Origin of the sequence: Cellvibrio polysaccharolyticus, from assembly GCF_015182315.1 — a bacterium.
Lineage (GTDB): Bacteria > Pseudomonadota > Gammaproteobacteria > Pseudomonadales > Cellvibrionaceae > Cellvibrio > Cellvibrio polysaccharolyticus.
Genome location: NZ_PRDL01000001.1, coordinates 4036139 through 4056936 on the forward strand (window position 1 = coordinate 4036139; position 20798 = coordinate 4056936).

General features: G+C 54.9%; 18 protein-coding genes. 8 read left to right on the forward strand and 10 right to left on the reverse strand.

Going from position 1 to position 20798, the window contains the following annotated elements; all coding sequences use genetic code 11:
* Positions 1-6: 6 nt before the first annotated feature.
* Both kduI and C4F51_RS17030 read left to right on the forward strand, forming a co-directional pair.
* Positions 7-849 (forward strand): 5-dehydro-4-deoxy-D-glucuronate isomerase, encoded by an 843-nt coding sequence (gene kduI, locus C4F51_RS17025; protein ID WP_193911864.1) that lies wholly within the window; start codon positions 7-9, stop codon positions 847-849.
* A 12-nt stretch (positions 850-861) separates the two neighbouring features.
* Entirely contained in the window at positions 862-1656 is a 795-nt protein-coding gene (locus C4F51_RS17030; protein ID WP_193911866.1) for a gluconate 5-dehydrogenase, read from the forward strand.
* Between the two features lie 82 nt (positions 1657-1738).
* Here the strand turns inward: C4F51_RS17030 and C4F51_RS17035 are convergent, their stop codons facing one another.
* On the reverse strand, positions 1739-1987 hold the full coding sequence (locus C4F51_RS17035) for a hypothetical protein (RefSeq protein WP_193911868.1): 249 nt from the start codon (positions 1985-1987) through the stop codon (positions 1739-1741).
* 313 nt (positions 1988-2300) lie between these two features.
* Here C4F51_RS17035 and C4F51_RS17040 point away from each other — a divergent pair, with 313 nt between their 5' ends.
* From C4F51_RS17040 to C4F51_RS18375, 3 genes are all read left to right on the forward strand, one after another.
* Complete coding sequence (locus C4F51_RS17040; protein ID WP_193911870.1) at positions 2301-3194, forward strand: SDR family oxidoreductase; 894 nt, start codon at positions 2301-2303, stop codon at positions 3192-3194.
* Positions 3195-3227: 33 nt separating this feature from the next.
* On the forward strand, positions 3228-3473 hold the full coding sequence (locus C4F51_RS17045) for a hypothetical protein (protein ID WP_193911872.1): 246 nt from the start codon (positions 3228-3230) through the stop codon (positions 3471-3473).
* A 256-nt stretch (positions 3474-3729) separates the two neighbouring features.
* Positions 3730-4569 (forward strand): phosphatase PAP2 family protein, encoded by an 840-nt coding sequence (locus C4F51_RS18375; protein WP_202987716.1) that lies wholly within the window; start codon positions 3730-3732, stop codon positions 4567-4569.
* Between the two features lie 46 nt (positions 4570-4615).
* Here C4F51_RS18375 and C4F51_RS17055 read toward each other — a convergent pair whose 3' ends face one another.
* From C4F51_RS17055 to C4F51_RS17075, 5 genes are read right to left on the reverse strand one after another with little or no spacing between them, the layout of a single operon-like run.
* Complete coding sequence (locus C4F51_RS17055; protein WP_235992357.1) at positions 4616-5524, reverse strand: siderophore-interacting protein; 909 nt, start codon at positions 5522-5524, stop codon at positions 4616-4618.
* 29 nt (positions 5525-5553) lie between these two features.
* Positions 5554-6093, reverse strand: coding sequence for a glutathione peroxidase (locus tag C4F51_RS17060; protein WP_193911874.1), 540 nt, complete (start codon positions 6091-6093; stop codon positions 5554-5556).
* Positions 6094-6119: 26 nt separating this feature from the next.
* Positions 6120-6308 (reverse strand): hypothetical protein, encoded by a 189-nt coding sequence (locus tag C4F51_RS17065; protein ID WP_193911877.1) that lies wholly within the window; start codon positions 6306-6308, stop codon positions 6120-6122.
* A 50-nt stretch (positions 6309-6358) separates the two neighbouring features.
* The gene (locus tag C4F51_RS17070) at positions 6359-10027 is read right to left on the reverse strand and encodes a translocation/assembly module TamB domain-containing protein (RefSeq protein WP_193911879.1); all 3669 of its coding nucleotides are present in this window, start codon (positions 10025-10027) and stop codon (positions 6359-6361) included.
* On the reverse strand, positions 10024-11874 hold the full coding sequence (locus C4F51_RS17075) for an autotransporter assembly complex protein TamA (protein WP_235992358.1): 1851 nt from the start codon (positions 11872-11874) through the stop codon (positions 10024-10026). Before C4F51_RS17075 ends, C4F51_RS17070 begins: the two co-directional genes overlap by 4 nt.
* 306 nt (positions 11875-12180) lie before the next feature.
* Between C4F51_RS17075 and C4F51_RS17080 the strand changes: the two genes are divergently transcribed.
* The 3 genes from C4F51_RS17080 (at position 12181) to C4F51_RS17090 (ending at position 14732) form a co-directional block, all read left to right on the forward strand.
* Positions 12181-13020 carry a 23S rRNA (adenine(2030)-N(6))-methyltransferase RlmJ gene (locus C4F51_RS17080; RefSeq protein WP_193911882.1) on the forward strand — a complete coding sequence of 280 codons (840 nt, stop codon included), beginning with the start codon at positions 12181-12183 and terminating at the stop codon, positions 13018-13020.
* Positions 13021-13108: 88 nt separating this feature from the next.
* Positions 13109-14626, forward strand: coding sequence for a sodium-dependent transporter (locus C4F51_RS17085; protein ID WP_193911884.1), 1518 nt, complete (start codon positions 13109-13111; stop codon positions 14624-14626).
* Positions 14619-14732: a methionine/alanine import family NSS transporter small subunit gene (locus tag C4F51_RS17090; protein ID WP_193911886.1), complete on the forward strand. Its 114-nt coding sequence runs from the start codon at positions 14619-14621 to the stop codon at positions 14730-14732. The genes C4F51_RS17085 and C4F51_RS17090 overlap by 8 nt, the downstream gene beginning before the upstream one ends.
* A 9-nt stretch (positions 14733-14741) precedes the next feature.
* Here the strand turns inward: C4F51_RS17090 and C4F51_RS17095 are convergent, their stop codons facing one another.
* The 4 genes from C4F51_RS17095 to C4F51_RS17110 form a co-directional block, all read right to left on the reverse strand.
* On the reverse strand, positions 14742-15578 hold the full coding sequence (locus C4F51_RS17095; RefSeq protein WP_193911889.1) for a M90 family metallopeptidase: 837 nt from the start codon (positions 15576-15578) through the stop codon (positions 14742-14744).
* A 9-nt stretch (positions 15579-15587) separates the two neighbouring features.
* Entirely contained in the window at positions 15588-17153 is a 1566-nt protein-coding gene (locus C4F51_RS17100) for a TonB family protein (protein ID WP_193911891.1), read from the reverse strand.
* Between the two features lie 110 nt (positions 17154-17263).
* Positions 17264-18646, reverse strand: a complete 1383-nt coding sequence (locus C4F51_RS17105; protein ID WP_328701412.1) for an MATE family efflux transporter — start codon at positions 18644-18646, stop codon at positions 17264-17266.
* 447 nt (positions 18647-19093) lie between these two features.
* Positions 19094-20665, reverse strand: coding sequence for a GDSL-type esterase/lipase family protein (locus C4F51_RS17110; protein WP_193911893.1), 1572 nt, complete (start codon positions 20663-20665; stop codon positions 19094-19096).
* Between the last annotated feature and the right edge of the window lie 133 nt (positions 20666-20798).

Genomic DNA, 20798 nt, shown 5'->3' on the forward strand with positions numbered 1-20798 from the left:
TGCCTTATGAGAACCATTACTGACGAACGTTTTGCCGTCCATGCTGATGATTTCAAACACTACGATACTGAAAAGCTGCGCAAGCATTTTCTAATCGAAAAAGTTTTTGTACCGGGTGACATCACCTTCTCTTACACCCATTACGACCGTTTGATGGTTGGCGGCGTTCAGCCAACCGTGCAACCGATCAAACTGGACACTTACGACCAGCTGAAATCCGAACATTTTCTGGATCGCCGTGAACTGGGTGCCATCAACGTTGGCGGCAATGGCAAGGTACGTGTTGACGGCGAAGAATATGCTGTTGCCCACAAAGAAGCCATTTACGTAGGCCGTGGTGCCAAAGAAGTTATTTTCAGCAGCGACAACGCTGAAAGCCCGGCCAAGTTTTATTTAAACTCCACCCCGGCGCATCACACCTTCCCGACCCGCAAAGTCGGCAAAGCCGATGCCAACGTGTTGCAACTCGGCTCGTCCGAAACCTGTAACGAGCGCTCTATTTATCAGCTGCTGATTCACTCCGTGCTGGAAACCTGCCAGTTGCAAATGGGGATGACCGAGCTGAAATCCGGCAGCATCTGGAACACCATGCCGATGCACACCCACAGCCGCCGTATGGAAGCCTACTTCTACTTTGAAGTACCGCAAGACCAGGCCGTTTGCCACTTTATGGGCCCGGCCCAGGAAAGCCGTCACCTCTGGGTAACCAACGAGCAGGCTGTTGTTTCTCCGCCCTGGTCGGTACACTCCGGTGCTGGCACCGCCAACTACACCTTTATCTGGGGTATGGCGGGTGAAAACCTCGATTACTCCGACATGGACTTTTACAAGCCCAGCGAATTGCTATAAGGATTACTGACCATGACAACTTCTCTTTTTGATCTGACCGGCAAAGTTGCGCTGGTGACCGGTGCCACTCATGGCCTGGGTATGGCGATGGCTTCCGGCCTTGCCGGTGCGGGCGCAACCCTGATTATCAACGGTAACTCCTCCCAGGAAAAAATTGATAACGCGGTTGCGGCTTATCGTGCAAAAGGCTTCAAGGCTTTCGGTTACAAATTTAACGTAACCGACGAAGACCAGGTAGAAGCTGCTGTTGCGCAAATCGAAGCCGATCATGGCCCGGTAGATATTCTGGTCAACAACGCCGGCATCATCAAACGTATTCCGCTGCTGGAAATGCCGCTGAGCGAGTTTGAAGAAGTGATCAAAACCGACCTCACCGGTGTGTTCACCATGACCCGCCCGGTTGCCCGTCGCATGGTTGAACGCCGTGCCGGCAAGATCATCAATATCTGTTCCATGATGAGCGAATTGGGCCGTAACTCGGTAGGCGCTTACGCGGCGGCCAAAGGCGGTTTGAAAATGCTGACCCGCAACATGGCGACCGAATGGGCGAAATACAATGTTCAGGTTAACGGTATCGGCCCAGGCTATTTTGCCACCGCCCAAACCGAGCCAATCCGTGTTGATGGCCACCCGTTTAACGATTTCATTATCAACCGTACCCCGGCTGGTAAATGGGGTGATCCGGACGACCTGCAAGGCGCCACCGTTTTCCTGGCATCCAAAGCCAGTGATTTTGTGACCGGTCAAATCGTGTATGTGGATGGCGGTATTCTCGCCACGATTGGCAAGCCGTCCAACGAAAATTAATCGTCGACAGCTAACCGAAAAAGCCAATTAAAAAGGGCGCCCCGCAACAGGGCGCCCTTTTTAATTCAGAAAAAAACCCACGTTATGGCCAGGGCGCCGGGCTCACATTAACGTATTGCGCGCCGCCATCCTCCGGCTCGGGTTCAGCCTCCAGCGGATTTTCCAAATGGCTGGCGATACGAAGAAACTGCTCCCGTACCTCAGCAAACTCATCTACAGACAAGGTTGACCGCCGCACCGGTGCGTTTTCTGCTGCCCATTGAATAACCCCATCAAGCCGTGCTGACAGATCCTGTAAAAAATCGTCATCAAAAGTTTCATCAACCATCATATTCTCCCATTCAATTAAGCCATCACCTTAAAGATAGTGCGTCCTTGTCAACAAAACAGGCGTGGCCTCTCTTTAAACACAGCGGGCAGCTGCAGTTCACAATTTGACAACTTTATCGCAGCATGGAAAAACTGCGTCGCAAATTCACTATCTCCAGGAAAATTTTCTTTGCAATTCAAGCTCCCAGCATCAATGGTTACTTAAACGTAACGATTGTTGGCAGTCGCTCTCATCCATGCAAAACACCTATGCAGGATTTTTTCAAAAAAGGCGGGTAACAACAATGTCCACTGATTTGCAAAGGAGATTTGATATGTCAGCAGCGGTACAACCTCGCCTTCAGGATCCGCGTTTCAAACACCCGCGCCCGGATTTTTCCGATCAACCACAATCCATTCCTGGCGATGAAAAAGATATGCATCCTGCTGCTGATCATGGCGAAAAATCCTATCGTGGCAATCAACGCCTGCAAGATCAGGTAGTGCTCATCACTGGCGGTGACAGCGGTATTGGTCGCGCCATTGCCCTTGCCTGCGCTCGCGAAGGTGCCGATATTTTATTTACCTGGCTGGATGAAACAGACGATGCTCAAATCACCAAGGAATTAATTGAAAGTACCGGACGCAAAGCGGTTTCGGTGCAAATGGATCAGACCTCACGCCAGGCCTGCGATGAAAGTGTCGCCCGTTGCATTGATGAACTGGGTCGCATCGATGTATTGATTAATAACGCCGCTTTTCAAAAAACTTATGAAACCTTGCAGGATATTACTGACGAAGAGATTTCATTGACCTTCAAAACCAATATTGAAGCCTTCTTTTATTTTTCCCGTGCGGCACTGCCTCATATTCCACCGGGTGGCTCCATTATTAATACCACGTCCATTCAGGCGTTCGCCCCCAAACGCTTCCTGCTGCCTTATGCGGCGACCAAAGCGGCTATCGCCAATTTCACCATTGCCCTGGCACAGGAAGCCATCGACTACGGCGTGCGGGTGAATGCGGTGGCTCCGGGCCCGGTGTGGACACCGCTGATTCCATCCACCATGCCCGCTGAAAAAGTCGCGACTTTTGGTGAGAACACCTTGTTCGGCCGACCTGCGCAGCCTGCCGAACTGGCTCCACTTTACGTTTTTCTGGCGTCTGAAGATGCCAGTTATATATCCGGTGAAATTTACGGTATCACCGGTGGCAACAAGCAGTTGTAGTACTCCATTTTATTGTTCACAGGAGATTTTTTTATGAACAGAGTTGATGTTGATTCACTGAAGCAAAGCAATGGTCGATTGAAAGAAAATTTTTCCAATCACACCCTGAAACGCCAGGCGCTGAATGTTTCTCGCAAACCATCGCATTTATCCATAGATAATATGAGCTACGAAAATTGGGGCTGGGATGATCTCTATCGCGAAGCTGCAGACATGGGCATTAAAAACTGCGCTCGTTTGACCCGGCGTGATTTGATCAGCAGCCTCACCAACCATTAATAATGGCTGTAATTATTTACAAGGGTGTAAATAAAGTGGGTGAAATTTTAGTGCTATTCAGGTGATGCAAAGTCAGGCAATACCGGGTGATGCTCCGCAATACAACTTTGCGTTTTAAAAAAATGTAAAGTTACGTTTGAAAAATTCGGGGCTTCCGACATTTTTAGCACCACGCTTTTGCGGCGCCGTTCATTCGGAAAACAGAGGCCATTAACCTATAATAGCTCCCGATTTTTTAAGCCGTAGGGGAGTTATTGTGAAAAATTTTGGTCATCAAAAACCTGTTAGCACTAAACCTATTACTGCAGGATGGCAGTGGAAACCTTTTATTGTATGCCAGCTTCTCGCCGTGCTGGTGTTATGCAGCTGGCTGTGGAGCCCTACCCGCACACTTTGGGATTTGGCAGACGACCAATTGTTTTTATTGCTCAATCAGCCGCTGGCCAATCATGGTTGGTGGGCCTGGATCTGGGCGATCGGCAGTTTGCGCCCCATGGATATACTGGTGGGTGTGGTGATGCTGGCATTTTTGATGCGTGGCAATTTTATTTTTCCTACCCGCCAGGTACAACGCGCGCTGTTTATGTTTATCAGCGTACTTTTTCTTCTGCTAATAATGCGCACCCTGTTCAGTGAAATTCTCAAATTACTGGATTGGCAGCGCGCCAGCCCGTCCCTGATATTTGAAGATGCGGTACGCCTTTCTGAATTATTTCCCGACTGGCAATACTGGCAACCGAAAGATTCCTCTTCGACCAGCTTTCCGGGTGACCACGCCTCGGTAATGTTGTTGTGGGCTTTGTTTCTGAGTTTTTTTGCACGCGGCTGGCCGCTGGTGATGATCTGGCTGTTTGCCACCGTGGGCATGTTGCCTCGCCTGGTAGCTGGTGCACATTGGGGTTCAGATGATTTTGTGGGCGGTTTATTTTTAGTGTTGATAGCAATTGCCTGGGGATGTTACACACCCTACGCGCATCGCTGCAGCGAAGTGATGATGCGCATCATGGCACCGCTGTTTCGCTTTGCAGCCCGCATTCCCCCGCTGCACCGGTTAAGTCTGTTGAAAAAACCCTCGGCGGAATTACCGACCCGATGACGAAATAAAAAACGGGCCGCGAGGCCCGTTGTTATTTCTCTGATGCTCAACCGGCGGGTTGTGCATCGGCGTCTTCACGCTTATCGGCTTTGTGCTGGTCTTCAGAGCGACCAATTTTCCAATAGCTGCTGATGTAAAAATCACCGCGTCCTACTTCACGGTCACGCTTGAGATATTCGCGCAAATTACGCATGGTGGAAAACTCACACGCGACCCAGGCCGATACACGACCTTCTTGCCAGGGCACCGCACGCACCGCATCGGCCAGCACGGTGGATGGCTGGTCAGGGTGAGGATTGATAACCCAGCGAATATCTATTCCGGCCGGAACCGTCAATGCCTGCTTGTCGGCCTCATCAATAATTTCGATGACGGCATAACCGCGTGCCGTAGCGGGCAATTGCTCCAGGTTACAGCTGATAGCGGGCAGCGCGGTCATATCGCCCGCGATTAAAAACCAGTCGGCTTCATTGTTCACCAGCTTGGTCGGGCCGGGCCCGGCAATGCTGAGTGTGTCACCCGGTTGTGTGTGTCTGGCCCAGCCGGAAGCGGGCCCGGCATCTTCGCCCTCGCCATGCAGCACCAGATCAACCACCAGTTCTCTGGCGGCGAGGTTGAAGGCGCGAATGGTGTAAGTGCGCATGATGGGCCGCAAGGCTTTGGCGTCGGGTTCTGCGGGCTGGTCGGCGGGCTCCCGCGGGAATAACAACTTGATATAGCCACTTTCCTGGCCTTCGGGGAAATCGGCCAGATCATCACCGCCCAGGGTTACACGTTGCATGTTGGGCGTAATACGTTCGGTTTTCACGACCGTCAACTGTCTGATCGTTGGTCCTGCCATTAATATTACCTCTATCAGCCTGTGGTTTTCCTCACTGGAAAAACCCGGCAACGACTCTATCACAATGCCAACTGACAACAAGGCGTTGCCATTGATACCGAACAACAGGTTCAACGGCAACGCCTTGTAATAAGGCTAAACGATCAAAGCACTTTTTCGATGGCACCGGTCAGTTTTTTGGAGTCTGGCGCGGTGGAGCTGCCGAAATGTTCTACCAGCTTGCCCTCGCGATCCAGCAGGTATTTGTTGAAGTTCCACTTGGGGGCGTCGGCCTTGTCAGCCAATTCTGCGAAGAGTGCGTTGGCATCGTCACCTTTTACATGGGTCGGCGCAATCATGGTGAAGCTGACGCCGAAGTTGGTGAAGCAGATGTCGGCAGCCTCGGCTTCGTCTTTGGCTTCCTGGTCAAAGTCGTTGCTGGCAAAACCGATCACCACCAGACCTTGATCCTTGTACTGCTGGTGCACCGCTTCCAGCCCTTTGAATTGCTTGGTGAAACCGCAGTGGCTGGCGGTGTTGACCACCAGTACCGGCTTGTTTTCTACCAGCTGGCATAAATTGACGTTGTCACTGGAATGCAGCTTGCGGTATTCGCCTTGCAGATAATCCGGGCAGGCGGCAAACGCGCCGGAGGTCATCACCAGCAGTGCCGCAACACCGGCGATTTGAGAATGATTGTTCATTGATAAACTCCATACCTTGTTCAAAGTTAGTCAGCTGCAATACGGCAAAAGCCGCCGCAGGCCAGGCACACGTTATAAGCCGGAAAGTCGGTGGTAATGACCAGCCTCCAGGCAACCCTGAGATGGAGTTGTTCACTACTGGACGCAGCTTGCCACTGCTGCACCCGCACTGCAAGAAAGGCGATGCTGCCGAGTTCTGACAGCCCGCTTGCCACAGGCGTTTACTGGCGCGCCGGGCAGCCATCACTGGCCGGCGAGCCGCTGATCAGCGCTCGATCTTATAGATCAGATCCACGCTTTGTGCTTCGCCGGACTCCGCCTCGAGGCGCAACCGGTCAGACATCTGGTAGCGCATACCGATGCGCGAGCTCTGGTCAAATAACCCCACCACATAACGCACAAACAAGCGCGGGGTGAGGTATTTACCCATCCATAAAGCACTGTGCTCCAACCCGTCATCGGCGTTGATAGAGAGTTCGTCCAGTTGCAGGGTTTGCGCAATTTGCCCGGTAAAGGAACCACCGCCATCCATACCAATACCGCTCATGGCGGCCACAATGGCGTAGGCATCACCAGCGGAAGCTTCGGACAAAGGCTTGCCGGTGAGCAACAGCGCCATCGCCTCACCATCGCTTTCTACCGGCGGGTCAGAGTAAACGCTGCTGGTCGGTTTTTGCAGTGAACCACCGATTTCCAGGCCAACAATATGATCATTGGTGCCCTTCAATACCCGCTGGGCGCGAATTTCCAGCGCCGGATTATCGGCAGGCCCCTGGAATACCAGACGCCCGCGGCTGATGGTCAGTTCCTGGCCGTAGGCTTTGTATTTACCATCAGTGACGGCGACAAACCCGCTGGTCAGCAACTGCCGGTCCGGGGTTTTGACCAGCTCCATCCGACCGGATAATCCGCTGGTAAGGCCGAAGCCGTTAAAGGTCACGTCCTCACCCACTTCAATTACCAAATTCATGAAGAAGGCCATGGGTATCGGCAGGTCGGTGACTTCATCTTCATCTTCAAATACCACATCGCTGGACACATTGGTGGCCGAGGGTGGCAGGGTTTTGATGTCGATACGGGCATAGGGAATCAGCGCCCGCCCGGTGAGACGCGCTTCGTGAGGCGTAGCACTCAGCTGGATGTCAGGGCTGACCCGCGCCTTGATTTGCGATTGATCAATCACCTGGAAGTTTTCACCACGCAGCGCACTGGTCAGCTGCCAGTCGGTTTTGCCCAGCCCATCGAATTCACCACTCAGCTGCATATTGCCTTCGCCCGACTGCGCGTTGCCACGGAAGGTAATGCGCCCGTCGCTGTGGCTATCGAGCGTAAAGCCCACCGCCTGAATATCCAGCCCCAGCTCGGTCATGGTGGCGCCGCCCTCAACCAGGGTTAACTGCCCGCTGAGCTGCGGTTGTTGCAAGGTGCCGCCGAAGCTCAGGTCCGTCACCAACCGACCGCGCAAATCATCAACGGTGGGAATAAAGGCGGCAAAAGGAGAAAGATCAGCAAAGGTGCCAACAAGTTGACCGCCCAGCTGCTGGTTGTCGAGATTGAGGTTAAGGTCAGCGTCCAGATTACCGAAGGGCGCCCAGTCGATATCGGCTTTGGCGTTCAGGCGGTTGTTTTTGAAAGAAGCGGTGACACCGGCATGTTGCCAGCGATAGCTTTCTTCCGCCTCTTCATCAAACTGCAGCTGCAATTCGCCATCGCGGGTTTGCAAGCTGGCCTCGCCTTCAATTTTGCCCTGCGCATCCAGCCGACCTTTCAGCTGGCCGTCAATCACACCGGCGATATCGACACCCGGCTTGAGAAAACCGCGCAACTGACGCAGCGGAATGGCACTGAGAATAGCGTTGATATCGGCACCATTGGCCACTGACCAGCGGCCATCCACACACAACTCCGGCGGCTCGACGCTCACATCTTCCGACCGGGTTTCGGTGTTGTCCACCACCGTAATATTGCCGTCTGCGCCGGTGGGCTGTTCGGTTTGCGGTGGGCGGAATCCGGTGCGGGTGGTCAGGCATAATTCGGCCAGCTCGGCTTTTTCCCGCGTAGCGGTGGAAGTGCCGCTGCGCAATAGCCACCAGCGCGGCAACTGCGGGTAACGCACATCGAAACGGGTCCATTTGCCTTGCCATTGTTCCTGCTGGTAGCCGCTGTCCAGGCCAAGGCCAATATCGCCGTATTGCTCGCTGATCACATCAAGCGCGATTTTGTGCGCTTCCATCGAGCCGGTAGCGGCCAGGCTGACGTTCTGCACCAAAGTGCCGGCGGCGTGAATGTTGTTGGCCTGCAGCTGAATATCGTATTGATCGCGGCGTGGCGAGCTCGCTTGCACGTCCAGGCCGGCCAGCTCATAGTCCTGCCACTTGAGGTTATTGGCGCGGATTTCCAGTTCGATTTGCGGATTTTCCAAGGTACCTTTTACATCGCCCCGGCTGCTGATGGCACCGGTCAGGGCGCTGTCGATTTGCGACAATAAAGGTGCTTCCAGCTGCCAGCGGATATCGGCCTCGTCGCCCACCAGCCCGTCGATGCGAATGTGGTTGGCGCCCATCGACAACAGCAGGCCATCGGTTTGCAATTGGTTGTCGGCCCAGGATGCGGCACCGCTGGCGCTGACTTCACGCCCGCGTAACTGCCCCCCAAGATCCAGCTCTTCCAGCAAGGCCTGTATTTGTCCATCCTGAAGCTGCCCACGGGTTTTCAGAGCCAGCGTCATATCACCCGGCCAGTCCGGGGTGTAAATAGCAGGGTCCAGCCCGGTGCCACTCAGGGCAAGATCCCAGACAATAGCCGGCAGCCAATCTACCCGGCCTTGCAAGGTCAGCGCCATATCCTGATCGGAAGCCGGCACCCTGGTGTTCACTTGCAGGTTGGCGATGTTGATATGTTCTGTGTTGCCACGGGTATTGGCCTGTACCCTCAACTGCGGATATTCACCATAAGTGACCAGGGCATCGACATCGGCCTGAAAATCGGCGATCCAGCCTTTTACATCAATGCGCCCTCCCACAACCGGGATTGGTGTATCCGCCGGAAACCATTGCGCCAGCAGCGCCTGTTCGGGAATTTCATTGGTCAGCTGGATTTCCGGATCCTCCAGCGCCGTAACGGCTGCCGGTGGCTGGCTGAGATTGGGAATAACATGACCGACAGAAGTGATTTGCAATGGCGAGGTCAGCTGATGCTCCAGCGACAGCAGCTCAATATCACCGCCAATTTTCGCCTTGCCGCTGAGCAGCATTAACTCCGGCGGCTCGGTGGCAGATGCCAACTGGAATTGCCACTGCACGTTCAAATCCGCATCGTAGGGATAGCGCAAGGCGGCGCGACCATCGGCAATGACGGTGTAGTCTTCAGTCACGACCACCACATCAGTCAGCCGCAGATTAAACGTACCCAGGCTGACCGACCCACTGACCCGCTGCAATTCAACCAGGGTTGCCGGTTCTTCGCCGATGCGGGTTTGGGCAACGTGAATATTGTTAACCTCGACTTCGCCCAGCTCGATTCTTACCGGCAAGGCCAGCACCGGCCACGCCATAGGTACCGGTTCGGCAGTTTCATCCGCAGGCGGAATTTGCACATAAACCTGCTGCGCGGTAAATGACTGCACCGACGCCGCGTTATAAAAAAGTGCCAGTGGCTGCCAGCGGAAAGATACTTTTTCGCCACGGTAATGCTGCTGAACGACACCATCTGCCTGTTGCTGGTAGTCGAAATAGTCGATATCCAGACCGGTGAGCAAATTGCCGCGCACCTCGCCCACGTCCAGCGGCACAAACCGTTGCGCCTGGCTGATTACCCAGCGGGTGCCCGGTTCGGTACTCACTACCATCGACACAGTGGCAACCAGCGTTACCACCGTCAGCGCGCCAATTAAAATGGCCCAGCGCAGTAAAACCCAGAGGCTTCGCAGGATCATAAGTCAGGCCCTATGCTGAAATGGAAGCCCCAGCCATCCAGGCCACTTGAACCGCAACGCACATCATCCAGCGCACAGGCGATGTCGAAACGTACCGGGCCAATCGGGGAAATCCAGCGCACACCCAGGCCGACACTGCGTCGGAAATTGAATTTGAAGTCGTTTGACGCATCGCCCTGGTCATAAAAGGCCGCTATCGCCCATTGTGGGCGAATCAGGTAATCGTATTCGATGCTGGTGACCAGCAAATTCCGCCCCCCGATCACTTCGTATTTCTTTTCCGGCGGCTTGCCCGGCTCGCCCTCCTCTCCCGGTGGCGCGGCAGGCGGCTCCTCGCCTGGCTTGGGAATGACCTCGTCACGCTCACCGATTGATTTATAGCTGTAACCGCGCACACTGGCGTCACCGCCAGCAAAGAAGCGCAACGATGCGGGCAAGTCCGGAAAGTTATTCACTTCCGTAACGCCGAGATCCGCACGCAGGATAATGCGGCCGCCCAGTGCCGAACGAATGTATTTACCCCGGCCAAACCACTGCAAAAAGCTGACATCCGAACCCAGACTTTCCGGCGAACCCAGCACCCCGGTTGCCAACCGCCAACCCCTGAGCGGATAGGCGCGGCCATCGGTTCTGGTGCGGGAAAACTGCAAGGACGGAATCAATAAATGCGTGCGATTCATAGGCTGACTGCCCACCTGGGATTCTTCCATCGCATAGTCGAGGCCCCAGGTTTGCAGCCATTCGTTATCGTGAAACACCGTATAGCTGGCACCCACCCGGTAAAGGTCACTCAGAATGGAGCTGGTGTCTTCGCGGTGATAACCGGCACGCAGCCGCACGTATTCATAAGCCGGGCGATGCATGGGGATTGTATAAGCGGCTTCGAAACTGGACTGAACCGTTGCCAGATGCAGATTGGCCGTTATGTTGTGACCACGGCGATTGAAATAGCGATCTTCATAACCCAGCAGCAGACGCGGCCCGGTATCGGTAGCCACACCGGCACCCGCCGAATAGCTGTAGCGTTTACGCGCTTCCAGCTGCACTTTCACCGGCACGGTTTTATCGCCCAGCGCATTCAAATCCGGCGAGGTCATCACCGCGGCAAAATAATTACTGGAGCTGTAGAGATTTTTCAGTTCCAGCAGCTGTTCGGTGTCGTAGGGCTCGCCTTCCTGAAGGTTGACGTAACGACGCACAAAATCATCATCGAGAATATCCTGCTGAATCTCGACATTACCAAAACGGTAGCGGGAACCGGAGTCGTACACCAGTTCAACCCGGGCGGCATTGGTAGCCCGGTTGATAGAGATACGCGCCAGATCAAATTTGCCATCAAAATAACCCCGCGCAATAGCCAGGTTACCGAAACGGGACTTCAGCGTTTCATAGCGGCCATGGTTCAACCGGTCGCCCACTTTCATACCGGGATCGTTATGAATTGCCTGAAAGGCGCGGTCTTCCGACGCTTCGCCGGTAATCACAATGCGCAGCTCGCGAACCCGCACCGGCTCACCGGGCGTTAACCGCAGGGTAACGCCCCAGCATTCGTCATCGCGGGAAATTTCGGTATCGAATTGCAGTTGGTAATAGCCGAGGGCTTCACCGGCTTTGTGAATTTGCGTTTGTGCATCGCGCATCAACGAGCGCAAACGCCACGGCTGTACCTGGCAACTTTCATCGGCAAAAGGCAGAAAGTGACGGACATTGTCCTGCAAGGTTTTATTGCCACCTTCAATGGTGATACGAGGGGTAGGTGCCGCTTGCACTGCCAGCGCACCGAACAGCGAGACACCAAGGATGCACTGTAAAAGACGCGCACCGAAAACGGGGATAACGTTCAGCAAGACCAATTCCTATAACCCAACCGCGGGATTTGTTTTGCAAGTATAGTGCGCGGATCGCATAGCAGGGACGTTAACGCCCCGCCTAACTTTACCGGTTTGAGCCACGGACTCAAAGCCTGCAGCGCCGGTGGATGTTATTTTTTGTAAGCCGGTCATCACTTTTTACACGCCATTACCCTGAAAATCCTGCCGCTCTTTGCGGCACGCACTCCAGCATAGACCGGGTCGCCACGCCCTGCCGGGTTTTCAGATACAATACCGGCCTTTGCCCAGCAACCTCACTTCTGCTTCCGGACACCCGCCGCTATGCTCAGCTATCGCCACGCCTTCCACGCCGGCAATTTTGCCGATGTGCTCAAACACAGTGTGCTTGTTCATACGCTGGATTACATGGCGCAAAAAGACAAAAGCCTGCGCATCGTCGACACCCATGCGGGTGCCGGTGGGTATTCGCTGGACTCCCGGCAACCGATCAAAAATCGCGAAATTGACAACGGCCTGCGCCAGCTTTGGCTGCGCACGGATTTGCCGCCGTTGCTGGAACGCTATCGGGATGTTATCCGGGGCTTTAACAAACAGCAGGCGCTGAGCTTTTACCCCGGGTCGCCATTGCTCGCCCAGACGCTTTCCCGCCCGCAAGACCGGTTGTATTTTCACGAGCTGCACAGCACCGACCACCGCTTGTTAAAAGAGGCACTGGGTAACGACAAGCGCATAAAAGTGCTGGATGAAGATGGCATGAAAGGCCTGCAGGCGCTCTTGCCACCACCGGATCGCCGCGCGCTGGTATTGATCGACCCGTCTTACGAGATCAAAAAAGACTATCAGGATGTAGTACAGCAACTGATTAAAGCCTGGCGCCGCTTTCCTACCGGCACTTTCGCACTCTGGTACCCGGTAGTCACCCGTCAGCGCATTGATGAAATGGAACGCGCGCTGGTGCGCAGCGGTATAAAAAACATTCAACTGTTCGAATCAGGCATTGCGCCAGATAGTGAAGAACACGGCATGACCGCCAGCGGCATGATCGTCATCAACCCGCCCTGGACGCTTTGGAAGGAAATGGAAACCGCCCTGCCGCTGCTCACCGAATGGCTCTCTAACGGTGAGGGACACTTTCGCCAACTGCAACTGGTTGCCGAATAAGGCCTGGTGTCTATCCCCCTTTTACCTCGCCCCGCGGAATGAACTACCATGGTGACTTATTAAACAATAAATCACTTGGGAAGATGGCATGACAATAGCGAGAGAAAGCTGGTCGGCGCGCTCGGGTTTTATTTTTGCCGCGGTCGGGTCGGCCATCGGTCTTGGCAATATCTGGCGCTTTCCCTACGTAGCTTACGAAAACGGCGGCGGCGCTTTTTTAATTCCCTACCTGGTCGCACTGGTTACCGCCGGTTTGCCGCTGCTATTCCTCGACTATAACGTTGGCCACAAATACAAAGGCGCCGCCCCTCTCGCCTACCGGCGCCTGCACCGGTACGCCGAAGCCATCGGCTGGTGGCAAGTGGCGGTGTGTATTTTTATCGGGCTTTACTACGCCAGCGTACTGTCCTGGGCCGGCAGCTACATTGTGTTTTCCTTTGGCCAGCAATGGCAGGGCGCGCCGGAGCAATTTTTCTTTGAGCAATACCTGCAAGATAGCGGCAGCGCACTGAGCTTCAGTTTTGTACCGCAGTTGTTTTACCCGCTGGCTATCGTCTGGACCATTACGCTGTTTATTTTGTATCTGGGCGTACGCAAAGGCGTGGAATGGGCCAATAAAATTTTTATTCCGCTGCTGTTTTTACTCTTCAGTATTCTGGTGATACAGGCGCTGCGGTTGCCTGGCGCCGTCGATGGCCTCAACGCGTTTTTCACCCCCAACTGGCCTGCCATGCTGGACTACAAAGTGTGGCTGGCTGCTTACGGTCATATCTTTTTTTCGCTGTCGGTCGGCTTTGGCATCATGGTCACCTACGCCTCTTACCTGAAACCCAAAAGCAATCTCACCGGCTCCGGGCTGGTGGTCGCGTTCGCCAATTCCTCCTTTGAAATACTGGCCGGTATCGGCGTATTTGCGGCGCTGGGCTTTATGGCGTTATCGCAAGGGTCAACCGTGAATGACGTGGTGACCGGTGGCATAGGGCTGGCTTTTATTGCCTTCCCCAAATTAATCAGCAGCCTGGGCGCGGGCGGTGACTTGTTCGGATTTTTATTTTTTACCTCGCTCAGCATTGCCGGCATCACCTCGCTGGTAAGCGTTATGCAAGTGCCCATTGCCGCCATGCAAGACAAAATCGGTTGCAGCCGACACAAAGCCGTTACTCTGGTGGGCGGCACTACGGCGGTGCTTTCCACACTGATATTTTCCACCCGTAGCGCGATCAGCCTGGTGGATGTTATCGACCACTTTATTAACAATATCGGTATTGTCGGCGGCGGCTTGCTGTCGATCATCGCCGTTTCCTGGTTCAAACGCTCTCTGCTGCCCCCGCTGATTGATCACAACAACAGTGTGTCCAGCGTACGACTCGGCAAAGGCTGGGTGTTTATGCTCACGGTCGTAACCCCCGGTGTGTTGCTCACCAGCATGGCGCTGAGCATCAAGGCGCTGATCCATCACGGGTACGGCAACTACAGCCAGCCGCTGGTACTGATTGTGGGTTGGGGCAGCTTGCTCTGTTGTCTGATCGCTGCGCTGTGGTTATGCAAACTCCCGCAACATTCACTGCCGGTGAAGCCTGTCGCACAAGGGGAACGCCATGAATAAAGAAGCACTGCTATTGATGCTATTTTCCATTGCGTTTTTATGGGGCGGGTTTGTGCTGGCACTGATTCATCTGTACCGGCATCCGGATGACGACGACGCTGATTAAACCAGCGCCCTACTCCATACGGCAGTCAGCGATCCAGCTGAGCGGGTCTTCCTGATAAAACGCAGCAAGTTGCTGGTAAACCTCGGGGTAGTCTTGCTGCAACGCTTCCGGGCGGGTGAAGAAAGTCTCGCTGATAACCGCGAAAAACTCTCCCGGATTGGTCGTCGCATAGGGGTCAATGCTCGCGTCGCCGCGCTCCTCTACCCGGTTGCACAAATCATCGTAGGCGGTTTGCATAATGGCTGGCCAGGCAGCAAAAATTTGCCGACCGCCCAAGGGTGGCGAACCGTTCATAGAGCCGTCGTAGCCGTCAATCTGATGGGCGTATTCATGAATCACCAGGTTGTGGCCATCGAGCCGATCCGCGCCTCGCTCCACATCATCCCATGACAGAATCACCTTGCCCTGCTCCCAGGACTCGCCAAGCAATTCGTGGCGCTCTTCACTGACCAGCCCCAGCGCATCCACCGCCTGGCCGTGCCGCACAAACGCCCCGGGATAAATCAACACCACCGGAAAATCCCGCCCGCCTTCCTCAAGAACATTGCCATACAGCAAAGCCGCCTGCGCGAGAATGAGTACCTTCATCTCTTCGGTTACCACCACACCATCGCATCCGTAGAAATCGGTTTCCGGCAACATGACTTGCAGTTGCCGTTGGATGCGGACGCGCACCGACAGCGGCAAATGACAATACAACCGCCAGCGATTGAAAAGCAGCTGATGCCATGCCTCGGGAAATTCGCTGTGGGTTAATCGATCACGCCGCCGGGAGCGGACGATGGGCGCCAGAACAAGCCAGGCGACCACAGCCACTGCTATCGCGAACAAAAACCAGGTGAGCATATCCAGCTCCTATTCGGTGGATGATTCCGATGATTCCGATGATTCCGATGATTCCGATGATTCCGATGATTCCGATGATTCCGATGATTCCGATGATTCCGATGATTCCGATGATTCCGATGATTCCGATGATTCCGATGATTCCGATGATTCCACAGTAGTGTCCCCGGTATCCGATGCAGCGGAAGCACTTTGTTCACGCCACGGCTTCTTACTGTTGTAAGCACTCAAGCGGCGGTTATCCACCGAATAACGATAACCATCGCGACGCCCCAAACGAATCGCCTCGCGCTGGTTCTTCACCGCCTCATCAAAATTACCGGCAGCCGCCTGGCTGGCCGCCAGTACCGTTAACCGATAATGACCATCCAGATAGGCCGCGCCCACACTCTCCGCCAGTTGCAGCGCCCGGCCGCCGAGCGTCTCATCACCCACCGTGGCAAACCACCAGGCCTGGCGCAACACCGCATCGGCATAACCGGAACGGGCCGCCGTATCCAGCCAGCTGAGCGCCTGTACCCCTTCAATTTGCGGCAGGCGACCATCCAGGGCTTCATTGGCCAACAACAACTGCGCCGGGGCGTAACCGCGCTCGGCGGCCAGCGTCAGCCAGGCCAGGGCTTTATTGCCGTCTGCTTCGCAGCCTTTGCCGTACAACAAATTGCGCCCCAACTGGTATTGCGCATGAACCAGGCCGGTACGCGCAGCGGCAAAATACCAGCGGTTGATCTCATCCCAGGCAACCAGTGATTCACCCAGCATCTCGCCGATAAAAGCGTAATTGAACATATCCGCCGGGTCTTCACCGATCGCTTCATGGTGCAAATCGGCCACCTGTTTTTGCAGCGCGGTACCGCCGGAATAGGATTCTTCCAATGCCTGGTTCAAGCGAAAATGCACCCGTTCGCGCACGCCAATCACCGCGATTGGCCCACCGTGCAATTGATAGGGCTGATAACGGCGGGCTTTGATAGCGGCGAGCGCCGCGTCATTGAAGAGAGAGTTACTGCTGGTAAGAATAGCGTGGCGGCGGGTGTAACCGCGGGTATCCACGTCAAAAATAATATCCACCGAACCCTGCAACCCCAGGCGGCGCGCCGCACGGGGATACACCGGCGAGGGCGTACGATTGGCCTTTAGTTGAAAGCGGCTGTCCGCTTCACTGAGATAAACAGGTTGCAGGCGGTGCTCCAGCACTTCATCGCTGTAGTGAGCAAAAAGTTCGTTGGCGCGCGCCTCGCCGAGCGGCTTTTGATCTTTGTTCAAGCGGGTAAAAAGACTATCGCGCAACGCGGCGCGGGAAGAACCGGCTTCACTGGCCGACAAGGCAATCCAGGCAAAGGCTTCTACCGGGTCGCGGTCCACGCCTTCGCCCCGCAGGTACATAGCACCAATATTGAATTGGGATTCTTTATGGCCCAACGCCGCCAGCTGCAAAAAATGTTCACGCGCTTCGTGGTAACGCTTGCTTTCGTAACTGCGCATGGCTTGCGAAAAATCCGCGCTGGCGTTTACCGACCACAGACATACCACTATTAACCACAAACTGTAGCGCCACCAGGCTCTATCGCGCATGCCTTGTTCCTTGTTTAACGGGCTGCAAAAAACTGCAAATACCGATTCGTTGTCAGATGGCTGAAAACCCGGTCGGCAACACCGGTAATGTTTCCGCCAGTTGTCGAAGATTAATGAGAGTGTGTCAGGTTCCGCATCCATTTGCGATGACGGATGCGGTGCATTACCGGCCATAATTTGAGCGCATCCTCCAGATACATCAAGGCGTAAATCCAGATAAAGCTGATATGCCCGAAGAACACGGCAACCGCATAAATAGGCAGGCCGACCAGCCACATCACCACAGTGTCGGTGATCAAACAAAAACGGTTATCACCGCCCGCCCGCAGCACACCGATGATGCGCATCATGTTAAAAACTTTCAGCCAGACCAGCGCACAAAAAACAGCCAGGGTGTCGTAGAGCAATGCCGTTGCTTGCGCATCCAGTTGATCAAATATAGCTAATACCCACGGACGGGCAAACCACAGCACCAGACTCAGCAGAATTACCAGTGTGAATGTGAGCTGGTTAAAAAACCGGTACAAGCGCATCGCATCGTCCTGGCGGTCAGCACCCAGCGAGCGACCAATTAAAATCGCCGAGGCATTGGCAAAGCCGATAAACAGTGCAAAAAAAGCGCTCTCGATCGGCACCAGCACCCCCATCACCGCCAGCGCATCGGTACCGGCAAATCCGGTGACCACGTGATATACCGAATTGCCCACCGCCCAGATGGTGTAGTTGGCAACCAGCGGCAAGACAAAGGCGATGTAGCGCCCCATGTACACTTTATCGAACCCCGCCAGCAGCCCTTGCCAGTCCAGCGCAAAACCGTGGCGCCGCCAGTAAATCCAGCCGACGATAAAGGCCAGTTGCAGGCCGCGAGCAATGACCGTTGCCCAGGCCGCACCGGCTACGCCCATCGCCGGAAACCCCCAGTTGCCGTAAATCAACGCATAGTTGAGCGCGACGTTAGCAACCGCGGCAATCATGCCGCCCATCAACGGCATGGTGGTGTTGCCAAGTGCTCGCAACGAGGCTTCGTAAATCACGATCAATTGCGTTAACCACAACACCGGCGCGGTAATGACCAAATAGAGCGCGGTAAGACGAACGACTTCGGGGTCGGGATTGATCCAGTTCACCCAGCTGTTGGCGCCCAGTGCAAAGGCCAGCACAAACGGGGTAATGACCACCATGCCGATAATCAGCGTGACCGATAAAATGCGCCGGCAACCGGCGTCGTCACCGGCGCCGGAATATTGGGCAATCAACACACTGCAGCCGGTGGCGAAGCCGCTCATCAGCACAATCAGCAGAAAGTGAATTTTCGACGCGAGGCCCACCGCCGCCACCGAGGTCGCGCCCAGATCGCCAATCATAATAACGTCGGTCATGCCGATGACCGACTGCAACAGCATTTGCAAAGCCACCGGTAGAGCCAGTGACATAACCAGCCACCAGAAGGCCCGACGGCTTTCAGGTAATTGCGCAACAGAAGTGTGTGACACGGGGAGTAACCTGCAACAAACAAAACCAGTATCGAAAAAACACCGGCCGAAGGAAAGGGATTGGAAAGGTGGCTATTAGAGCAGATTCAGCGAGTGCAGGCTTGCAGCTTTACATTCATCAACATGAGTAAGTTCACGCGTTACCGTCGGAGTGCTCATGTTGTCCGTTGGTCGTCAGGGCAACTTTTCCAAAAACGCCTCAATATCCCCGGCGGAGCCGGCCAATCCTTATAGAAGATCATCGTTCCGCGCGCGCAAAACCTGTTTTGCTGCCTCTCCGGCGAGCCAACGAGCCAACGAGCCAACGAGCCAACGGCAATGCTCCTGCATCGCGCTGACTGGCGCCATCCATGGCGGGCGTTCAAGGTTCGACGGTTTTGGAAAAGTTGCCCTGACGACACACGCCTATTGTGCCGGCGGAAAAAGGATTTGCAGCCTCCTCGCGGTTTATTTTTCGATCAGATACGCCGCTACCTTTTGCAGAGCAGGTTGCTGACGGATTCCGTTGGCAACCAGACCCGCCACCACGTTGGCGCCAGCTTCCTGAAAGTGAGTGGTGTCCGGGTTGGTGCTGCTGCCCGGTGCGTCATTGGCGTAGAAGCTGTTCACTGCAGGATCAATCACCAGCCAGTATTGCTTCCAGCCATCCGCCGGCAAGCCGTTGGCAAAGTCGATGGTTTGCTGCTCGATATCGATAAACGGCAGATTCTCCTGCTCCGCCAACTGGCGGATAGTGGCCGCGTAATCCCCGACAAAGTCATAACCCTGCTCGGCGTTCTGGCGGGTGAAATGGTTGTGAGCAACCGGCGTGCCCTGCTGACGTTCGGCAGTCATAACACGGGTGGTCGGGGTCATTATCAACACGTCAGCGCCTTTATCCCGAGCGAAGGTGATGTAACGCTGCAGTGAGTTTTGAAACGACAACTCAGGCTTGCCTTGCGGAAATTGCGGCTGGCCCTGTTCGTCATTCGGGTAAGTGCAAAGATTGCCAACGTCCGGCGTGCCACGTACAGCGCGGGCAGCGTTACAGTTTTGATCGTTGTGGCCGTGGTGCAATATGACCAGATCACCTTCGCGAATCAGCGATTCCAGCTGACGAAACCAGCCGCCGTTGTAATAGTCACGCGAGCTGCGGCCAGCGCGACCGCCATTCACTACTTTGATATTGGCATCGGCCTTGAACTCATGCTGAAACTCCTGCCCCCAACCGGAACGCGGCTGACGCAGCACTTCATAGTTGGCAGCGGTGGAATCACCCACAATAAATACCCGCACATCGGCATTGGCAATCGCGTCTTTTGCTGCGCTGGCGCGTGCGTAATTCAGCGGTTCGTAAGCACCTTCACCGTACAGGCCAACAATGGGGCGAAACTCACTGTCGGTCAGCACTGTATGACCGGCTTCGCCGGAATCATTATGGTAATTACGGTTGTGGTTGATCAGCGACAGCAGCGGCGAAATCACACTGTGGCGCTCAATCGGCCAACTGACCGGGTCAAACGCCAGCGGCTCGGCCACGCCCGCTTCGCGCAGCGCATCGGCAAAACCGTCACGGAAATGCTGCAAGGCGGTGGCCACTGCATCGCGGTCCTCAACCGAAGCAACGCCGGTATTGACCCATTGCTGCGGCCCGGCAAAACCCTGGCTTACGGCAACGTCAGACACCATCCGGTCAGTCCAGGGATTGACGTTAACGATATTGGCCTCACCACCTTTGAGCTTCAGCACCAGCGATGCCATGCACAGCGCCCGCAAACTTTCGTGGCTGGTGCAATTGCGGTTTTCGCCCTCGGCAATGGCAGAAATTAGTAGCGGCGGCGTCAAGCCGTTGGTCACAAAGCGATACACACCTTCGTGGTCAGTTTCAACGATACGCTGGTTGCCTTTGCTATCAACTACCGTCACTTCGGCATAGCGCCAGAGCTGTTGCTGAGCCACCGTGCCGGTCAAAACCAGCGTGCCGGGTGTGGGGTCGCACGCAGCCAACAGCAGCGCCAAAAGAACAGAAACGTATCGCATCACTTACCCTCTCACATCGTTGGTGCTTTATCGCACTCGAATTTAACTATCGGAAAGCGGGCATTCTATCTGCCATAACCCGTGATTGAAACGTAAAGCAGGCCACCCCTTGCCCGCGATTTCCATAAGAGGG

Excerpts from the sequence above, each read along its gene's own strand:
- kduI (WP_193911864.1), top strand. The coding sequence starts at position 7 with ATGAGAACCATTACTGACGAACGTTTTGCCGTCCATGCTGATGATTTC.
- C4F51_RS17030 (WP_193911866.1), top strand. The coding sequence starts at position 862 with ATGACAACTTCTCTTTTTGATCTGACCGGCAAAGTTGCGCTGGTGACC.
- C4F51_RS17035 (WP_193911868.1), bottom strand. The coding sequence starts at position 1,987 with ATGATGGTTGATGAAACTTTTGATGACGATTTTTTACAGGATCTGTCA.
- C4F51_RS17040 (WP_193911870.1), top strand. The coding sequence starts at position 2,301 with ATGTCAGCAGCGGTACAACCTCGCCTTCAGGATCCGCGTTTCAAACAC.
- C4F51_RS17045 (WP_193911872.1), top strand. The coding sequence starts at position 3,228 with ATGAACAGAGTTGATGTTGATTCACTGAAGCAAAGCAATGGTCGATTG.
- C4F51_RS17060 (WP_193911874.1), bottom strand. The coding sequence starts at position 6,093 with ATGAACAATCATTCTCAAATCGCCGGTGTTGCGGCACTGCTGGTGATG.
- C4F51_RS17070 (WP_193911879.1), bottom strand. The coding sequence starts at position 10,027 with ATGATCCTGCGAAGCCTCTGGGTTTTACTGCGCTGGGCCATTTTAATT.
- C4F51_RS17080 (WP_193911882.1), top strand. The coding sequence starts at position 12,181 with ATGCTCAGCTATCGCCACGCCTTCCACGCCGGCAATTTTGCCGATGTG.
- C4F51_RS17085 (WP_193911884.1), top strand. The coding sequence starts at position 13,109 with ATGACAATAGCGAGAGAAAGCTGGTCGGCGCGCTCGGGTTTTATTTTT.
- C4F51_RS17090 (WP_193911886.1), top strand. The coding sequence starts at position 14,619 with ATGAATAAAGAAGCACTGCTATTGATGCTATTTTCCATTGCGTTTTTA.
- C4F51_RS17095 (WP_193911889.1), bottom strand. The coding sequence starts at position 15,578 with ATGCTCACCTGGTTTTTGTTCGCGATAGCAGTGGCTGTGGTCGCCTGG.
- C4F51_RS17100 (WP_193911891.1), bottom strand. The coding sequence starts at position 17,153 with ATGCGCGATAGAGCCTGGTGGCGCTACAGTTTGTGGTTAATAGTGGTA.
- C4F51_RS17110 (WP_193911893.1), bottom strand. The coding sequence starts at position 20,665 with ATGCGATACGTTTCTGTTCTTTTGGCGCTGCTGTTGGCTGCGTGCGAC.